This window comes from Pseudomonas sp. TE6288 (genome assembly GCF_054062095.1).
In genome coordinates this window covers 223,944-240,835 of the sequence record NZ_JBSSEW010000001.1, presented here as the reverse complement: position 1 = coordinate 240,835, position 16,892 = coordinate 223,944, and the positions used below count along the sequence as shown (strand labels likewise).

The following is a 16,892-nucleotide window of genomic DNA, read 5'->3' as shown; positions in this document are numbered from 1 at the left end:
AACAACTCGAGGTACCCGACCATGACCGTGAAGATTTCAGCAAACCCTGATGTGCAGGCGTTCATTGAGCAAGCCGCAGGTTTCGGCAATGACAAGGGCAGCCCGCGCTTGAAGCGTATCGTCCAGCGGCTGTTGCAGGACACCGCGCGCTTGATCGAGGACCTGGAGGTCAGCGAGGATGAGTTCTGGCTCGCCGTCGACTACCTCAACCGCCTTGGCGGACGCGGCGAGGCAGGGCTACTGGTGGCCGGGTTGGGCCTGGAGCACTTTCTCGACCTGTTGCAGGACGCCAAGGACGCCCAGGCCGGCCTGTTCGGCGGCACGCCACGTACCATCGAAGGCCCGTTGTATGTGGCGGGTGCGCCGATCGCCGAGGGCGAGGCACGCATGGACGACGGCAGCGAGGACGGTGTGGCCACGGTGATGTTCCTCGAAGGCCAGGTATTCGATCCCCTGGGCCAGCCGCTGGCCGGCGCCACTGTCGACCTGTGGCATGCCAACACCCGTGGCACTTACTCGTTCTTCGATCAGAGCCAGTCTCCATACAACTTGCGGCGACGCATTGTCACCGACGCCGAAGGTCGCTACCGTGCCCGCTCGATCGTGCCGTCGGGCTACGGTTGCGACCCACAGGGACCGACCCAGGAATGCCTGGACCTGCTCGGTCGCCACGGTCAGCGTCCGGCCCATATCCACTTTTTCATCTCGGCACCGGGGCATCGGCACCTGACCACGCAGATCAACCTGGCCGGTGATCGTTACCTGTGGGACGACTTCGCCCATGCCACCCGTGAAGGGCTGGTGGGCGAAGTGGTGTTCCGTGAGGGCGGGCAGGGACGGGTGGCCGAGCTGACCTTCGACTTCCACCTGCAGAAGGCGCGGGGCGGCGCGGCAGAACAGCGCAGCGCACGGCCGCGGGCCTTGCAGCAGGCCTGAGGCCACTTCGCGGGCAGCGCTTGACTCACGATGGCTGCTCTGCCGTGTTCTCCAGTGCTTGTCCGCGACTGACCCACCAGCCGAAACCTGCCGCGGTGAAGAACATGATCAGGCTGTAGATCGCCGCCGGCACCGCCATGGTCGCGTTGTTCAGCAGCGACGGGCTCAGGGCCAGCGCGATGGCCAGGGTGCCGTTGTGGATGCCGATCTCCATGCCGATGGCGATCGCCTGGCGTTTCGGAATGTTCAACAGGCGTGGCACCCAGTAGCCCACGCCAAGGCTGAGCAGGTTGAACAGCAACGCGGCGCCACCGACGATCGGCGCGTACTCGACCACGGTCTGCCAGTCCTTGGCCAGGGCCAGGACGATGGTGAACGCCAGGAACAGCGCCGCGACGATCTTCATCGGCTTCTGCATGCGCGCGGCGAAACGCGGCGCCAAGTGACGGATCAGCATGCCCAGCGCCACCGGCAGCAGCACGATGGCGAACACCTGCATGACCTTGGCGAATTGCAGGGGGATGGCCTGGTCCGATGTCATGAACCACATCAGCGACAGGTTCACCAGCAGCGGCATGGTGAGGATGGCGATCAGCGAGTTGACCGCGGTGAGGGTGATGTTCAGCGCCACGTCGCCGTGGGCCAGGTGGCTGAACAGGTTGGCCGTGGTACCGCCGGGCGAGGCGGCCAGCAGCATCAGGCCCACCGCCAGTGCCGACTCGAGGCCAAAGCCGTTGGCGATCAGGAAGCACACCAATGGCAGCAGCAGGATCTGGCAGGCCAGGCCGATCACCACCGGCTTGGGGGACTTCACCACCCGGGCGAAGTCGGCGAGGGTCAGCGACAAGCCCAGGCCGAGCATGATGATGCCCAGGGCCAGCGGCAGGAGGGCGGTGAGCAAGGGGGAGGCGGTCATGGGCGGTCTCTCGGGCGAAGGATCCCGAGGAGTGTAGGTGGGGGCGCAATGATAGCTAATCGTGTCTGCACGATCTTGGTAACCGTTTGTTACTGGCCTGGTGACGCCATGTCGCGTTGCGATGCCGGGCCTGTGGCAGTAGCATTCGCGCTTTTGCCGAGGATTAGCCCGTCATGCCGTTCCAGCAAGGTCTGCTTGCCACCCCGGTGCCGGCCCACGCCCGTCACCTGTTCTTTGCCCTCGATTCCCTGGAAGCACTGCCCGCGGTACTGGATCAGCTGTTGCCGCAGGTCGATGGCCACAGCCTGATCCTGGCCGTCGGCGCGCCACTGGCCAAGGCCCTGGGCCGCGAGGTGCCGGGCCTGCGCAGTTTCCCGCAACTGGACGCGGTGGTGGAGAATCCGGCGACCCAGCACGCCCTGTGGCTGTGGCTGCGCGGTGCCGAGCGCGGCGAGCTGTTCCTGCGCGCCCAGGCCTTGCAGCAGGTAATGGCGCCGGCCCTGCGCCTGGTCGACAGCGTCGAGGGTTTCCTGCACCGCGGCGGCCATGACCTGACCGGCTACGAGGACGGCACCGAGAACCCGGTGGACGCAGACGCCGTCGCTGCCGCCATCGTGCCGGGCGACATCCCAGGCCTGTCGGGCTCGAGCTTTGCCGCCTTCCAGCTGTGGAAGCACGACCTTGGCTACTTCAAGTCGCTGCCCCAGGCCGAGCAGGACAACATCATCGGTCGCCGCCTGAGCGACAACGAAGAACTCGACGACGCCCCCGAATCCGCTCACGTCAAGCGCACCGCCCAGGAGAGCTTCGCCCCCGAGGCGTTCGTGGTGCGTCGCTCGGTGGCCTGGACCGATGAACGCGGCGCGGGCCTGGCGTTCGTCGCCCTGGGCTTCTCGCTGGACGCCTTCGAGGTGCAGCTGCGGCGCATGAGCGGGCTGGAAGATGGCGTGGTCGATGGCCTGTACCGCTTCAGCCGGCCGTTGAGCGGCGGCTATTACTGGTGCCCGCCGCTGGGTGAGCAGGGCGCCGACCTGAGCCTGTTGCTGGGCTGATGGATCCTGGGGTGCGATCAGGTGTCCGCCGCAAACCCAGCAGCGCCTATGCGACCGAGCGCCGCCCACGCGGCGCATCGCGGATGAATCCGCTCCTACATCTGTTGCAACGTGGCCATGCCTGATAGGCCATGGTTGTTAGCCTTGTGCGCTCGACGCGATGTTTCGACGGGCATTGCCGCCGTCTCACCTGTCTTGAGCCCTGCGCCAGGGCTGGCAACCATGGCCTGACAGGTTCGGTACGTTGCAACGAATGTAGGAGCGGATTCATCCGCGATGCGCCGCGTGGGCGGCGCTGGATCTGATAGGCGCTGCAACACCAACGTTGTACACCTCGAAAGGGCTGCCCTTCAGAACGGCACCGCCACCGTCAGCTGGCTATAAATGTTGGTCCCGCTACCCACCTGGTTGCCACCATTGCTTTCATCCTTGCGCGGCTTGAACACCCCCAACAGCGGGGTGACGATCAGGTGCTCGTTGACCGCCCATTCCACATACAGGTCCAGCTCCTGCGCATCGAGGTCCAAGGTGTCGCGGGTACGCACCGTGTCGAAGTCGAAGAACAGCGCGCCGAGGGTCAGATTGTCCCGTGGCGTGGCCTTCAGGCCGACATGGTGGATGCCGCTGTTGGTGTTGAACGGCCCGGCATAGTTGCCGGCGACCTCGCCCTGGATCCAGGTGCCGTAGCCGCGGGAAAGCCCTGTGAACAACAGGTCCCAGCCTGCGGAGTAGCGGGTGTAGCGGTAGGTCAGCTGCGGCGTCCAGGGGGTGTTGGCGAAGGTGTAGGCCGCTTCGGCGTACCAGGCCGTCTCATGCCCGCCGCGCTTGTCCTGCCAGGCATATTCGAAGGCCAGCCGGGTGTTTGCCAGGCCCGCGCCGCCTTCGCCGCGCAGGCTGTAGACATCCATGCCTTCGCGGGCCTTCTGGAATTCGCTGGCCCACTGGTCGGTCACGTCGATGCCGTGGATGTAGGTCAGGCCCAGAGTGCCCAGGTCATGGGTGTAGTCCAGGGTGCCGGCCGCCAGCTCGGTTTCGGCCTGGGCACGGTTGTCGGACTTGAGCCACAGCACGCTGCCATGCAGCCCCTCCTGGCCGCCCAGGCGCAGCACCGCGGTGCGGTCGAAGGCGTGGCGCGCGCCCAGGTAGAAGGCGCCGCCGCGGTTGAGCTGGCCGTCGGCCGGGCCCTTGCCCAGGTTGGGGCCGTCGTCGTTGACCAGGAAGCCGCTGCCCAGGCGGATCACCTGGCGGCCGCCGGACAGGTCCACGCCATCCTTGCCCAGCAACGGGAACAGGTCGCCCGAGCGCCAGCCCAGGTAGGCGTCCTCGATCTTGGTGGTGCGTTCGGAGCCGTCCTGGTTGCCGCCGGCGTCGCCGTCGCCCCAGGCGCCTGAGCTGACCCAGTTGAGGGCGCCATACAGGCTGCCGTTGCCGGCCAGGCCCTGGTCGCCGCTGAGGCCGTACTTGATGAAACCTTCGCGCCAGGTCGAGCCGCCCGGGGTGCCGTCGTAGTTGTGGCGGCTGTTGAACATGCCCCAGACCGCGAGCAGATCGGCGTTCAGGTGGCTGTCGTCGTCGGCGTACAGCTCGTAGGCCGGGCTGGCCTGGCCATGGACCAGCAGGGTCAGTGCCGTGACCATTGCGGTGTGACGTGGAGTGAGACGCATGGATCGATCCTCGTTTTTTGTGTGCGGGCTTGAGTGCCGCGTTGTTGTGGAGGCAGTGTCGAAAGGCGACGGGCTATTAGCGCGTGGAACGCTGGCAGTGGTCTTGCCCGTGGCTGCCAGCGCCCTTGCATGTCGCCGCCATCACAGGCGTGCGGCGGTCTCCGGCAGGGTGGCGCCGCCGTCGACCACAAGGGTCTGGCCGGTGATGTAGCGGGCGGCGTCGGAGGCCAGGAACAGCATTGCGGCAGCGATATCGGCGGGTTCCCCCAGTCGTCCCAAGGGCACGCCGGCGGCGATCCGGGCGTTTAACTTGGTATCGCCGAGGTTGCTCATGGCCGGGGTGCGCACCATCCCCGGTTCCACGCCGTTGACCCGTATATTGAACTGCGCCAGTTCCAGTGCGGCGTTGCGGATGAAGCCGTTGACCCCGGCCTTGGACGCGGCGTAATGGCTCAGGCCCGGATAGGCCACCCGTGGGCCGGTCACCGAGGAGGTAGCCAGCACGCATCCGCCACCTTGGCGGCGGAACAGCGGCAAGGCACCTTGGGTGAGCCAGAACAACGCCCCCAGGTTCACCGCCAGAGTTCGTTGCAGCAGCGCCGGGTCGATCTCGGCGAACGTGGTGAGTGGGAAGTACGCGGCGTTGTGCACCAGCACATCCAGGCGTTCGAGCTTGGCCAGCAAGGTGCCGATCGCACTGGGGTCGGCCAGGTCCAGCGTTTCCCCACGCAAGTCGTGACCCAGGGCCCGCTGTGCGTCCAACAGGCGCCTGAGTGCTGGCGAATCGAGGTCCACGGCCAGCACCTGGGCACCGCCTCGGGCGAAACCCTCGACGATGGCCTGACCGATCCCGCCCGCCGCGCCGGTGACCAGCACCGTGCGCCCCTCGAAGTCGTAGCGCGTGTTCATGCCGACGGCTCCAGGTGGGTAAAGGCCAGGGTCGGCACGTCGACCACGGTCGAGCCGCCGTCGGCGGTGATCACTGCGCCGGTGACGATGCTGGCCTCGACGCTGACCAGGAACTGGCACACGGCGGCGATCTCGGCGCTACTGGCCGGGCGGCGCAGCGGCACGTCGGCGGTGACCCGGCGGTAGGCGGCGTCGACGTCTTCCTGGTAGTAATCCATCAGTGGCTGCATCTCCAGGTCCGCCATGGGCGTGCGCACCCAGCCTGGACAGACGCAGTTGACCCGTACGCCGAACGGTCCATAGTCGCGGGCCAGCGAGCGGGTCAGACCGACCAGGGCATGCTTGGCGGTGGTGTAGCCGCACACCTCGGGCCCGGCCGCCAATGAGGCGATGGAACCCAGCAGCACCAGGCTGCCACGCCGTTCGCGCAGCAGCGGCAGGCAGGCCCGGGCGGTGTGGAAGGCGCTGTCGAGATTGCCGCGCAGGGCCTCGCGCCAGGCGCTGTCGCTGGTCTGCTCGGCCGCTCCCAGGCCATGGCCGCCGGCGCAGGCGATCACCGCGTCGAGGCCGCCGAAGAGGGCGCGTACCTGCTCGATGAACCCCACCCAGCTGGCACTCTGCGCGGCGTCGCCGGCCAGCACCAGGCCATCGCACTGCTGCGCGACACGCTGCAACGCCTCGCGGCGGCGGCCCACCAGCGCCACCTGCCAGCCCTGGCGGGCCAGGCGCAGGGCGCAGGCTTCTCCGATGCCGCTGCCGGCCCCGGTGACCAGCACGCTGCGGTTCACTGCGCATGCTCCGTGCGGTTGAGCACTCGGCAATGGGATGACACCGGGAAGTTGGCCAGCGCATCGAAGCCGCCGCCCTGGTAGCCGAAGATCTTGCCGTCGCTGCGGTGCCGCGCCAGGTCGATCATCACCAGGCCCAGGGTGGGCACGATCTTCTCGCACCAGACGAACAGGTACAGCTGCTCGGCGATCTTGTAGTAGTACGCCCGGTCGGTGTCGCACAGGCCTTGCTCGACACCCTTCAGGCATTGCCAGCTGTAGTAGTCGGCATTCAGGTAGACGTGCTCGTATTCCTCGGTGGGGCTGTAGCGGTAGTGGTTGCGCAGGCCCACCAGTTCGGTGGTCGGCGCGTGGGGGCAGGCACCGGCCTGCCAGGGGCGGTCGAGGCTGCCGTGCAGGAAGCGCGCTTCGACGCCGGTCAACGTCTCGCCGGCCAGTGCCAGTGCGTACAGGCCGCGCTGGGTGCGCGCCTGATCGGGCAAGCGGCCGAGCACGGCGGTGAAGGCCTGGTTGTGGCTGTCGAGCACCAGCGACAGCGACCAGGCCTGGCCGGCCTCATACTTGATGAAATCGACCAGGTAGATGCCGGGGCGCACCGAAGTGGCTCGGTAGCCGGCGCTGCCGCTGCTGTGGCCGTCTGCCGCATGCCAGTGCAGGCGCTCGCTGTCGAAGCGATGCTCGATGATCCAGCCATTGGCGAAGTGCAGGGTGAGCGTGCGCCCGGCCAGGTCGGCCAGTTGCGGCAGGATGAAGGCCTCGGGCGCGAAGCCCTCGGCGAGGGCGCCCACGGTGATCCAGTCGGCTTGGTTCGGCATGCTGTTGACTCCTGTGTTGGGATGCCGACAGCGTGCCGCGCCGTTTCGCACGGGGGTATCAACCGGAAGGTTGAGTCACAGGTAGAGGGCCGCCACCAGCTCGGTGCGGTTGCGCACGCCGACCTTGCGGAACAGGTTGATCAGGTGGGTTTTCACCGTCGGCAGGCCGACGCCCAGGGCGCGCGCAAGCAGTTTGTTGCTGGTGCCCAAGCGCAGCAGTTCGGCGATCTGCCGTTCGCGTGGGGTGAGTTCGACGTGCCCGTGGCCGGCGCTCAGCGGCTGGCTGGCCACGGCTAGCTGCATCAGCCCGTGCAGGGGCAGCAGGCGTTCAAGCTCGTCGCGCTGGAACTCTCCCAGGCTTGGGCTGCGCAGCAGCGAGACGCCGGCCACGGGGCGGCCATCCGCCTGGGCGATGATCTCCACCACGTCCACCACCTGGTGCTGCGCAAGGAAGCGGCGGTAGGTCCGGCCCTGTGCTTCGGGCAAGCAGGCCAGGCCCTGGCGCAACGACACCACGGGCCGGCCGATCGCCAGGCAGCGCCCGGGCTGTAACGGGTCGAACGCCCGGTAGTGCGCAAGGTAGCGGGCGTGCATTGGCGCCTGCAGGTCCTGCAGCAGGAAATCGCAGGCCTGCTGCCCGGCATCGATACGGTAGAACGCCGCCAGCGACGCCGGTACCTGCTGACTGAAGGCCTGCAGGCAGTAGCGGCCCAGGTCGTGGTTGGCGCCGGCCATGGTCAGTAGCGGATCATCACTGACTTCAGCTCGGTGAAGTCGTCGATGAAGGCCGAGCCGAATTCGCGGCCGATACCGGAAGCCTTGATGCCGCCGAACGGCACCGCCGGGTCGAGCAGGGTGTGCATGTTGACCCACAGGGTGCCGGCCTGGATCTGCGGGATCAGGCGCATGGCCTTGCCCAGGTCGTTGCTCCACAGGCTCGCGCTCAGGCCGTAGGGCGAGGCGTTGATCAGCTGCAGCAACTCGTCCTCGTCGTCATAGGGCAGGAAGGTCGCCACCGGGCCGAAGGTTTCCTGGTTGAGCAGGGTATCGCCCGCGCTGTTGGCGAGGATCACGGTAGGCTCGACGAAGCAGCCCGGGCCTTCGCCAAGGCGCCCGCCATGAACGATGCGGTTGCCTTCGGCACGGGCGGTGGCGAACAGCTCGCCGAGCCTCTGTTGATGCGGCTTGTTGGCCACAGGGCCGAACTGAGTGGTTTCGTCCAGCGGGGAGCCGATCTTCAGTTGGCCCAGGCGCTGGGACAGCGCGTCGAGCAATGGGTCAAGGCGTGAGCGATGCACGTAGAAACGCTCGCCGGCGGCGCAGATCTGCCCGGAGTGCAGGAAACCGGCCTCGATGATGCCGTCCAGCGCCTTGTCGAGGTCGACATCGGGCAGGAACGCCACGGCGTTCTTGCCGCCCAGCTCCAGGGTCGCCCGGGTCAGCCGGGCGCCCATGGCCGCCTGGCCGACGGCGATGCCGGTGGGCACTGAGCCGGTGAACGACACCTTGTCGGTGCCGGGGTGCTCGACCAGCGCCTTGCCCACCTGGCCGCCACCGGTCAGCACATTGAGGGCGCCCGGCGGCAGGCCGGCCTCGCTGGCCAGTTCGGCGATGCGCAACAGGGTCAGCGGGGTGAACTCGCTGGGCTTGAGCACGATGCTGCAGCCGGTGGTCAGTGCCGAGGCCAGCTTCCACAGGGCGATCATGGTGGCGAAGTTCCACGGCACGATGCCCACCACCACCCCCACCGGCTCGCGCAGGGTAAAGGCGCTGTAGCGCTCGCCGGCGAAGGAGGGCAGCGACGGGGTGATGGTCTGGCCGGTGATCTTGGTGGCCCAGCCGGCGTAGTAGCGCAGGAAGTGCGCGGCCTGCTCCACCTCGAAGGCGCGGGCGATGCCGATCAGCTTGCCCGATTGCAGGGTTTCCAGCTGGGCCAGCTCCTCGCGGTTGGCCTCCAGCAGGTCGGCCAGGCGCAACAGCACCGCGGCGCGGGCGGCGGGGCTGGTGTGCGACCAGCTGGCAAATCCCTGGCGGGACGATGCGACGGCGCGCTCGATATCGGCCGGGTTGGCGTCGGCGACCTGGGCGATGGCTTCGCCGTTGGCCGGGTTGTACACGGTGATGCGGGCGCTGGATTGGCTGGTCACCGTTGCGCCGTGGATGTACAGGCCGTGGTCACGGGCGAGGAAGGCGCTGACGCTGGGGAGGAGGGGGATATCGCTCATGACAGGGCTCCGGGTGGGCCGCAGCGGCCCGATTTGCGCAGGTTAAAGCGCGGCAAACGGGCGTTCTTGTCTGCCCATGCCAGCCACCATGACCCAGCCTGCCAGGCCCATGAAAAGTGCAATCCGAGGTGCGGAAGTTGCATTTTCCGGCCTGCCCATGGCTCCCATACTGACCCGGCATTCATCAGCGAACGCCCGCTTCCAGGCACCGTTCGCCAGGGTCCAATAACAATGAGCCAGACCATGAAAAAGCCAAACTCCCTGCTCGAAGACCTCAAGCCCCTGTTGCCGGCCATCGCCGCCCGCGCCGACCAGGCCGAGCGCGAGCGCAGCGTGCCCGCCGAAAACATCGCCGCGCTCAAGGCCATCGGCCTGCACAAGGCATTCCTGCCCAGACATTACGGCGGCCTGGAAATCAGCCTGCCGCAGTTCGCCGAATGCATCGCCGCGCTGGCCGGCGCCTGTGCCAGCACTGCCTGGGCGATGAGCCTGCTGTGCACCCACAGCCACCAGTTGGCGATGTTCCCGGCACGCCTGCAGGACGAGATCTGGGGCCACGATCCGGACGCCACCGCCAGTAGCAGCATCGCCCCGTTCGGGCGTACCGAAGAGGTCGAGGGCGGCGTGCTGTTCAGTGGCGAGATGGGCTGGAGCAGCGGCTGCGATCATGCCGAGTGGGCGATCATGGGCTTTCGCCGGACCAACCCCGAAGGCGGCCAGGACTACTGCTTCGCCGTGCTGCCGCGCAGCGACTACCAGATCCGCGACGACTGGTTCGCCGCCGGCATGCGCGCCAGTGGCAGCCGCACGCTGATCGTCGAGCGCGCCTTCGTGCCCGAGCACCGCATCCAGAAGGCCAGGGACATGATGGAGGGCCACTCGGCGGGCTTCGGGCTGTATCCGGACAGCGCGATCTACTTCAACCCGTACCGGCCGTACTTTGCCAGCGGCTTCTCCACGGTCAGCCTGGGCATCGCCGAACGCATGCTCGAGGCGTTCAAGGACAAGACCCGCCACCGCGTGCGCGCCTACACCGGCGCCGCCGTCGGCGCAGCCACTCCGGCGCTTATGCGCCTGGCCGAGTCCACCCATCAGGTCGCTGCGGCGCGCGCGCTGCTGGAAAAGAGCTGGGAGCAGATCGCCGAATACAGCGCCCGCCGCCAGTACCCGACGCGCACGGAGCTGGCCTACTGGCGTACCAACCAGGGCTATGCGGTCAAGCTGTGCATCCAGGCCGTGGATCGGCTGATGGAGGCGGCCGGCGGTGGCGCCTGGTTTGACGGCAACGAACTGCAGCGGCTGTTCCGCGATGCGCACATGACCGGGGCGCACGCCTATACCGACTATGACGTCTGCGCGCAGATCCTGGGGCGCGAGCTGATGGGGCTGGAGCCGGATCCGGCGATGACCTGAGCTTCAACCGATGAACATGGCTGGAGCAATGTGAGAGCGACCCAGCCAGCCCAATAACAATGATGGAGCCTTGCATGTCCACTCCCTTCGATAGCCGCGCCTTCCGCCGCGCCCTGGGCAACTTCGCCACCGGCGTTACCGTGATCACTGCCACCGACCCTGCGGGGCGCAAGGTCGGGGTCACCGCCAACAGCTTCAACTCGGTATCCCTCGAACCGCCGCTGGTGCTCTGGAGCATCGACAAGCGCTCCAGCAGCCATGCGGTGTTCGAGGCTGCCGGGCACTTTGCCGTGAATGTGCTGGCGGCCGACCAGGTCGACCTGTCCAACACCTTCGCCCGCCCCAGCGATGACCGCTTTGCCGGCATCGAGCACGAGACTGGCGAGGGTGGCGCGCCTTTGTTGCCAGGCTGCTCGGCGCGTTTTCGCTGCGAGAAGTTCCAGCAGATCGACGGCGGTGATCACTGGATTCTCATTGGCCGGGTACTAGCCTTCGACGACCTAGGCGGGGCGCCGCTGCTCTATCACCAAGGCGCCTATTCCAGGGTCCTGCCGTATGCCTTTCAAGGTGTTTGACGCAAGTATTGCGGCGCCTGCCGGATCGAGCGCCGCCCGCGCGGCGCATCGCGGATGAATCCGCTCCTACATTTTTTGCAACGTACCGACCCTGTCAGACCATGGTTGCCAGCCTTGCCCGCCGAAAAATCGCGTCGAGCGCACAAGGCTTACAACCATGGCCTATCAGGCATGGCCACGTTGCAACAGATGTAGGAGCGGATTCATCCGCGATGCGCCGCGCGGGCGGCGCTCGATCTCAAGAGCGCTGCAAGGCTATCGTCTGGCACCTGGCAACACGGATCAAGATCGGCGGCAGACAGTGGCAAGACCTGCCTGGGTGGAGGCCGCAAAGTGGTGGGGAAGTCCCGGTGCATGCCAGCACTTGCGGCGCGCCGGGTAAGCGGTCATCTTTCTCTCGTCCACCCAGGGCCCACCCATGACAACCAATAATAAGCTCACCGAGCACCTGAACCGCGGCAGCGTCGGCTTCCCCACCGCGCTTGCCAGCACCGTCGGCCTGATCATGGCCAGCCCGGTGATCCTCACCGCGACCATGGGGTTCGGCATCGGCGGCAGCGCCTTCGCCGTGGCCATGCTGATCGCCGCAGTGATGATGCTGGCGCAATCGACCACCTTCGCCGAGGCGGCGGCGATCCTGCCCACCACCGGCTCTGTCTATGACTACATCAACTGCGGCCTGGGCCGATTTTTCGCCATCACCGGTACCCTGTCGGCGTACCTGATCGTGCATGTGTTCGCTGGCACCGCCGAGACCATCCTTTCCGGGGTCATGGCCCTGGTGAACTTCGAACACCTCAATACCCTGGCCGAATCGGCCGGCGGTTCCTGGCTGCTGGGGGTGGGCTTCGTGCTGGTGTTCGGCGTGCTCAACGCCTTTGGCGTGAGCGCCTTCGGCCGCGCCGAGGTGGTACTGACCTTCGGCATGTGGACCACGCTGATGGTGTTCGGCGTGCTCGGCCTGATCGCAGCGCCCGCCGTCGAGCTGGAAGGGCCATTCGGCGTGTCGCTGGTCGGCACCGACCTGATGACCATCCTGTCGCTGGTGGGCATGGCCATGTTCATGTTCGTCGGTTGCGAGTTCGTCACCCCCCTGGCCCCGGAACTGCGCCGCTCGGCCTGGGTGATGCCCAAGGCCATGGCGCTGGGGTTGTTCGGCGTGGCCAGTTGCATGTTCATCTACGGCGCGGCGATGAAGCGCCAGGTGGAGAACGTGGTGCTCGATGCGGCAAGCGGCGTGCACCTGCTGGACACCCCCATGGCCATCCCGCGTTTCGCCGAGCAGGTGATGGGCGATATCGGCCCGGTGTGGCTGGGCATCGGCTTCCTGTTCGCCGGCGCGGCCACCATCAACACGCTGATGGCCGGGGTGCCGCGGATTCTCTACGGCATGGCGGTGGATGGGGCGTTGCCCAAGGTGTTCACCTACCTGCACCCGCGCTTCAAGACCCCGCTGCTGTGCATCCTGGTGGTGGCGCTGATCCCCTGCCTGCATGCCTGGTACCTGGGTGGCAACACCGACAACATCCTGCACCTGGTGCTGGCGGCGGTATGTGCATGGAGCACCGCGTACCTGCTGGTGACCCTGTCGGTGGTGATCCTGCGCATCCGTCGCCCGGACCTGCCGCGGGCCTATCGCTCGCCGCTGTTCCCGCTGCCGCAGATCGTCTCCAGCATCGGCATCCTGCTGGGGATGTGGTTCATCACCCCGCCGGGCATGAACCCGGCCGATGTCTATGTGCCGTTCGCCGTGATGCTTGGCGCCACCGCCGTCTACGCGCTGTTCTGGACCCTGTGCGTGCAGAAGGTCAACCCGTTCCGGCCGGCCAGGGTCGAGGATGTGCTGGAGAAGGAGTTCGCCGCCGAGCCCGGTCAGCCTCATAGCGAGCAGGTGCGCCATGTCGGCAAGCTGGCTTGAGCGCCTGACCGGGCCACGTGCTCCGGCCGGGTATCGGCCCGGGGCGACCCTGGCGCGTCTGGGGTGCAACCTCGGAATGCCGGATTTGCAATCCGCAGCATCCTTTACCTACCGCGAGGATGGTCCGCGTATCGAGGTGCGTGAGCGCACCGAAAGCCACCTGCTGATGCACCTGGTGATGTGCGAGTTCATCCTGCGCGTGCCAGCCAGTGGCCAGGGCACGCTGCGCGCCGAACTGCACCACACCGGCATGTTGCGGCGCAGCGGGCTGGGCTGCCGCCTGCGCAGCGGTGACCGGCTATTGTTCGAAGCGCTCAAGGCGCGTCTGGCAGCAGTGCAGGCCGCCCTGATGCCCTTGGACTTCAAGCGCCTGGCCATCGACTGCAGTAACGGTCAGTGGCAGGTGACCCTGGAGCACATGGGCGCTAGCGAAGTGGTCAACCGGATGCCCGCCTTGCGTCGCTATATCCCCCTCACAACCGAACAGCGCCACCATCTCTGGCTGGCGTTCGACGGGTTGGCGTACGCCCTGCGCGACCTCTGAATCCTGTAGGAGCGGCTTTAGCCGTGATCACCCGCAAAGCGGGTGCCAGGCACCGCGACACCTGCATCGCGACTGAAGCCGCTCCTACAAGAGATGACAGTTGTACGTTCATTGATAACATGTTAACAATTACTCCATAGCAACAACCGTTGCTGTGGAGGTCGCCATGCCCATGCCCCAGCCCGCTTCAGTTCACAGCGCAAGCCCGCCCCAGGACGGCCTGGAGCGCTGGACGACGGCCATGCAGAAAGTCTGCGGCCAGTTCCAGACCGAACTTGCCTTCAACCGCTCGCTGTTCATCGGCGAGATATCGACCTACAACCGCGCCGGCCTGGCCCTGGCCAATCTGCGCACCAATGCCGGCAATATCCGCCGCCTGGGCGACAACCCCGACCGCGACGACGACCAGCATTGCTTTCTGGTCAGCCAGCGCATGGGCTACTCGCAAATCACCCAGGGCGGCGCGAGTATCCAGCTTTCGCCAGGCGAGCTGCTGTTGATGGATTCGGTGGGCCCGTGCGAGATCACTCCGTTCGGCCTGATCGAGCATGTTTCGCTGTCACTGTCCCGCGAGCAGGTGCGCAAGCATCTTGCGAAGCAGGGCGCGACCTTCGGCAAGATCTCCTCGACCAACGCCTGCGGGCGCATGCTGCACCTGCTGATGGACCAGCTGTGCCGTGAAGGCGACGAGGCCGGGGCAACCCAGGGTGAGGCGCTGCAGGCGGCGTTCATCGCTCTGCTGGAGCCGGGCTTCGAGCGCGGTGATGACAACCCCGGCTCGGTGGCCGGGCTCGGCGGCGTCAGCCTGCGGGGCTATGTGCAGAAGGTCATCGACGAGTCGCTGGGCCAGCCCGGGTTGACCCCGGCAAACCTGGCCGAGCGCCTGAGCATTTCGGTGCGCCATCTATACCGGTTGTTCGAGGAGGAGGGTGACAGCGTGTGCCGTTACATCCAGCGCTCGCGGCTCAAGCGCAGCGCCGATGATCTGTCCAACCCGTTCCTCAAGCGCGAGTCGATCACCTCGATCGCCTACAAGTGGGGGTTCACCGATTCGGCGCATTTCAGCCGGGCATTCAAGAAGCAGTTCGAGCAGTCGCCGAAGGATTTCCGAGCGATGGCGTTGATGGCGGGGCGCTAAAGCATCGCCGGCTTGTCCTTGCGACAAACCGCGTGGAAAGGGCCGCAAAGCGGCCCCAAGGATTTATCACGCTAGCGCAAGGTAATGCTTCACAAATGTCTCGCTCAACACTTCCCACAGCACCGGTGTGCCCTTGGTCACGAACCACGCATCACCCGCTTTGTAGCGTGTTACCTGCCCGGTGGATTCATCGGTCAACTGGATCTCGCCGGTCACGATCACCGCCTGCTCGCTGAACGGATAGACCATGCGGAACTTGCCCTGGGTGGTGCCGAAGTAGGCGCTGCTGACCGGGTCGGTCGGGGCGCCGTGGGTCATCTTGCCGTAGCACTTTACCTCGCCTTCGAGGATGGTCGAGCCGAGGTCGGCAACGGTGCCCCAGGCGTCGAGTTCGGACAGCTGCACACCCTGGCGGACGGCGGTGAGGGTCATGGTGGTTCTCCTGGTTTTTGTTCAAAAAGAATCAACGGCGGCCGTTGAAGAAGCCCGACAGCTGATGCACGGTCTTGCCGGCGGTCAGCAGCAGTGGGCGGATATGATCCTTGCCGAGGATGCGCGCGTGCTTGACCGAACTGATCAGGTCATAGCGGGCCGAGCCTTCGCTCATGCCCTCGGCGAGGATCTTGCAGATGATGTGGCTGGGGGTGACGCCAAAGCCCGAGTAGCCCTGCACATAGAACGCGTTGGGGCGGTTGCTCAGGGTGCCGATCTGCGGGAACAGGTTGGCGCTGGTGGCCATCGGCCCGCCCCAGGCCAGGTCGATGCGCACGTCCTTGAGGTAGGGGAAGATCTTCAGCATCAGGTTGCGGTTCCAGGCCTTGAGGTCCTTGGGAATATGCTCCACGAACGGCGTGGCGGCACCGAACAGCAGGCGGTTCTCGCGGGTGACGCGGTAGTAGTCGATCACCGGGCGGATATCGCTGTAGGCGCCGCGGATCGGGCTGATGCGCTGTATGAGCTCGTCCGATAGTGGCTCGGTCATCAACTGGAAGGCATAGGTGTTGACGGTGCGCGCATGCAGTTCGGGTTCGAGCTTGTTGAGGAAGCTGTCGCAGGCCCACAGCAGCTTGCTGGCCTTGACCGAGCCGCGCCCGGTGCGCACGGTGATGCGCTCGCCGTAGTGCACTTCCAGGGCCGGGCTGTGCTCGAAGATCCGGGCACCATGGCCGACCAGGGCCTGGGCCTCGCCAAGCAGCAGGTTTAGTGAGTGCACGTGGCCGCCGCCCATGTGCAGCAGGGCGCTGCTGTAGGCGTCGGAGCCGATGATCTGCCTGACCTCCGAGCCACCGAGGAAGCGGATCTCGTCCTTGCCGTTGATGGCCTTGAAGTCCTTCTCCCAGGCGCGCAGGGTCTTTTCCTGGCGGGCGTTGAAGCCCATGTAGCCGTAGCCGTGGCAGAAGTCGGCGTCGATCTGGTAGCGGGCGATGCGCGCCTTGATGATGCCGGCGCCCAGCTCGCTGATCTCGAAGATCTCGCGCAGGCCTTTGTCGCCCACGCTGCTCTTGATCTTCTCCAGGTCGTGGCCGATGCCGGCCATGATCTGCCCGCCGTTGCGCCCGGTGCCGCCGAAGCCCAGGTAGCGGGCCTCGAGCACGACGACATTGGTGATGCCTTGCTCGGCCAGTTCCAGGGCGGTGTTGATGCCCGAGAAGCCGCCGCCGATCACCACGACATCGGCTTCGATGTCGCTTTCCAGGGTGGGGAAGCTGAGGTTGTACTTCTTGGTGGCGGTGTAGTACGTCGGCGTTTCGATGTTGATCATGGCGCAGCCTGGACAGTTGGAATTGTTGGACAGCACGGCTTGCACAAGCGCTGGCGGTTACAGGTATTGAGCACCTAACGACAGGTAGGTGTCTTGCCTGGGACTGCCAGGGTTTTGCTTCAGGCTGCCACGTTGTCCATCGCGTCCAACACCGTAGGCATACGGCGGCAGCATGACCTCCACGGGAGAGGTGGTGATCATGCTCCTCATGAATATGTTAAGTAAATCAACCTCTGT

Annotated in this window: 15 protein-coding genes and 1 pseudogene; 7 read left to right on the top strand and 9 right to left on the bottom strand. The window is 66.2% G+C overall.

The genetic code is table 11. The annotated features are described in order from the left end of the window. The first annotated feature begins 21 nt into the window (after nt 1–21). Complete coding sequence (gene catA, locus ACVWY1_RS01220) at nt 22–936, top strand: catechol 1,2-dioxygenase (RefSeq protein WP_198754315.1); 915 nt, start codon at nt 22–24, stop codon at nt 934–936. Nucleotides 937–961: 25 nt separating this feature from the next. On the opposite strand, the gene ACVWY1_RS01215 is transcribed toward catA, so the two are convergent. Then, on the bottom strand, nt 962–1,852 hold the full coding sequence (locus tag ACVWY1_RS01215; protein WP_457377661.1) for a bile acid:sodium symporter family protein: 891 nt from the start codon (nt 1,850–1,852) through the stop codon (nt 962–964). Nucleotides 1,853–2,025: 173 nt separating this feature from the next. Between ACVWY1_RS01215 and ACVWY1_RS01210 the strand changes: the two genes are divergently transcribed. After that, nucleotides 2,026–2,904, top strand: coding sequence for a Dyp-type peroxidase (locus ACVWY1_RS01210; protein WP_102685271.1), 879 nt, complete (start codon nt 2,026–2,028; stop codon nt 2,902–2,904). Between the two features lie 350 nt (nt 2,905–3,254). Here ACVWY1_RS01210 and ACVWY1_RS01205 read toward each other — a convergent pair whose 3' ends face one another. The 6 genes from ACVWY1_RS01205 to ACVWY1_RS01180 form a co-directional block, all read right to left on the bottom strand. After that, nucleotides 3,255–4,541 carry a hypothetical protein gene (locus ACVWY1_RS01205; protein WP_457377713.1) on the bottom strand — a complete coding sequence of 429 codons (1,287 nt, stop codon included), beginning with the start codon at nt 4,539–4,541 and terminating at the stop codon, nt 3,255–3,257. A gap of 168 nt (nt 4,542–4,709) precedes the next feature. Then, nucleotides 4,710–5,477 carry an SDR family oxidoreductase gene (locus ACVWY1_RS01200; RefSeq protein WP_457377660.1) on the bottom strand — a complete coding sequence of 256 codons (768 nt, stop codon included), beginning with the start codon at nt 5,475–5,477 and terminating at the stop codon, nt 4,710–4,712. Further along, nucleotides 5,474–6,265: an SDR family NAD(P)-dependent oxidoreductase gene (locus tag ACVWY1_RS01195; RefSeq protein WP_457377659.1), complete on the bottom strand. Its 792-nt coding sequence runs from the start codon at nt 6,263–6,265 to the stop codon at nt 5,474–5,476. The genes ACVWY1_RS01200 and ACVWY1_RS01195 overlap by 4 nt, the downstream gene beginning before the upstream one ends. Further along, nucleotides 6,262–7,080 (bottom strand): molybdenum cofactor biosynthesis F family protein, encoded by an 819-nt coding sequence (locus ACVWY1_RS01190; protein ID WP_457377658.1) that lies wholly within the window; start codon nt 7,078–7,080, stop codon nt 6,262–6,264. Before ACVWY1_RS01190 ends, ACVWY1_RS01195 begins: the two co-directional genes overlap by 4 nt. 75 nt (nt 7,081–7,155) lie before the next feature. Beyond that, nucleotides 7,156–7,815, bottom strand: a complete 660-nt coding sequence (locus ACVWY1_RS01185) for a helix-turn-helix transcriptional regulator (protein ID WP_102685275.1) — start codon at nt 7,813–7,815, stop codon at nt 7,156–7,158. Nucleotides 7,816–7,817: 2 nt separating this feature from the next. Further along, entirely contained in the window at nt 7,818–9,305 is a 1,488-nt protein-coding gene (locus ACVWY1_RS01180; protein ID WP_277504336.1) for an aldehyde dehydrogenase family protein, read from the bottom strand. A gap of 243 nt (nt 9,306–9,548) precedes the next feature. On the opposite strand from ACVWY1_RS01180, the gene ACVWY1_RS01175 reads away from it, so the two are divergent. The 5 genes and pseudogenes from ACVWY1_RS01175 (at nt 9,549) to feaR (ending at nt 14,893) form a co-directional block, all read left to right on the top strand. Next, a complete protein-coding gene (locus ACVWY1_RS01175) occupies nt 9,549–10,718 on the top strand; it encodes a p-hydroxyphenylacetate 3-hydroxylase oxygenase component (RefSeq protein WP_277504334.1) in 1,170 nt (389 codons plus the stop codon). A gap of 74 nt (nt 10,719–10,792) precedes the next feature. Beyond that, nucleotides 10,793–11,275, top strand: a pseudogene (locus tag ACVWY1_RS01170) (flavin reductase family protein); the annotation flags it as partial. Nucleotides 11,276–11,711: 436 nt separating this feature from the next. Next, nucleotides 11,712–13,211, top strand: coding sequence for an APC family permease (locus ACVWY1_RS01165; RefSeq protein WP_023631204.1), 1,500 nt, complete (start codon nt 11,712–11,714; stop codon nt 13,209–13,211). Then, nucleotides 13,192–13,755, top strand: coding sequence for a DUF3156 family protein (locus ACVWY1_RS01160; protein ID WP_277504332.1), 564 nt, complete (start codon nt 13,192–13,194; stop codon nt 13,753–13,755). The genes ACVWY1_RS01165 and ACVWY1_RS01160 overlap by 20 nt, the downstream gene beginning before the upstream one ends. Nucleotides 13,756–13,927: 172 nt before the next feature. Then, nucleotides 13,928–14,893, top strand: a complete 966-nt coding sequence (gene feaR / locus ACVWY1_RS01155; protein WP_139671387.1) for a transcriptional regulator FeaR — start codon at nt 13,928–13,930, stop codon at nt 14,891–14,893. Between the two features lie 66 nt (nt 14,894–14,959). Here the strand turns inward: feaR and ACVWY1_RS01150 are convergent, their stop codons facing one another. Next, nucleotides 14,960–15,325 (bottom strand): cupin domain-containing protein, encoded by a 366-nt coding sequence (locus tag ACVWY1_RS01150; protein ID WP_023631207.1) that lies wholly within the window; start codon nt 15,323–15,325, stop codon nt 14,960–14,962. Between the two features lie 31 nt (nt 15,326–15,356). After that, nucleotides 15,357–16,655 carry an NAD(P)/FAD-dependent oxidoreductase gene (locus ACVWY1_RS01145; protein WP_102685281.1) on the bottom strand — a complete coding sequence of 433 codons (1,299 nt, stop codon included), beginning with the start codon at nt 16,653–16,655 and terminating at the stop codon, nt 15,357–15,359. Nucleotides 16,656–16,892 lie beyond the last annotated feature (237 nt).

Excerpts from the sequence above, each read along its gene's own strand:
- catA (WP_198754315.1), top strand. The coding sequence starts at position 22 with ATGACCGTGAAGATTTCAGCAAACCCTGATGTGCAGGCGTTCATTGAG.
- ACVWY1_RS01215 (WP_457377661.1), bottom strand. The coding sequence starts at position 1,852 with ATGACCGCCTCCCCCTTGCTCACCGCCCTCCTGCCGCTGGCCCTGGGC.
- ACVWY1_RS01210 (WP_102685271.1), top strand. The coding sequence starts at position 2,026 with ATGCCGTTCCAGCAAGGTCTGCTTGCCACCCCGGTGCCGGCCCACGCC.
- ACVWY1_RS01205 (WP_457377713.1), bottom strand. The coding sequence starts at position 4,541 with ATGGTCACGGCACTGACCCTGCTGGTCCATGGCCAGGCCAGCCCGGCC.
- ACVWY1_RS01200 (WP_457377660.1), bottom strand. The coding sequence starts at position 5,477 with ATGAACACGCGCTACGACTTCGAGGGGCGCACGGTGCTGGTCACCGGC.
- ACVWY1_RS01190 (WP_457377658.1), bottom strand. The coding sequence starts at position 7,080 with ATGCCGAACCAAGCCGACTGGATCACCGTGGGCGCCCTCGCCGAGGGC.
- ACVWY1_RS01185 (WP_102685275.1), bottom strand. The coding sequence starts at position 7,815 with ATGGCCGGCGCCAACCACGACCTGGGCCGCTACTGCCTGCAGGCCTTC.
- ACVWY1_RS01180 (WP_277504336.1), bottom strand. The coding sequence starts at position 9,305 with ATGAGCGATATCCCCCTCCTCCCCAGCGTCAGCGCCTTCCTCGCCCGT.
- ACVWY1_RS01175 (WP_277504334.1), top strand. The coding sequence starts at position 9,549 with ATGAAAAAGCCAAACTCCCTGCTCGAAGACCTCAAGCCCCTGTTGCCG.
- ACVWY1_RS01165 (WP_023631204.1), top strand. The coding sequence starts at position 11,712 with ATGACAACCAATAATAAGCTCACCGAGCACCTGAACCGCGGCAGCGTC.
- ACVWY1_RS01160 (WP_277504332.1), top strand. The coding sequence starts at position 13,192 with ATGTCGGCAAGCTGGCTTGAGCGCCTGACCGGGCCACGTGCTCCGGCC.
- feaR (WP_139671387.1), top strand. The coding sequence starts at position 13,928 with ATGCCCCAGCCCGCTTCAGTTCACAGCGCAAGCCCGCCCCAGGACGGC.
- ACVWY1_RS01150 (WP_023631207.1), bottom strand. The coding sequence starts at position 15,325 with ATGACCCTCACCGCCGTCCGCCAGGGTGTGCAGCTGTCCGAACTCGAC.
- ACVWY1_RS01145 (WP_102685281.1), bottom strand. The coding sequence starts at position 16,655 with ATGATCAACATCGAAACGCCGACGTACTACACCGCCACCAAGAAGTAC.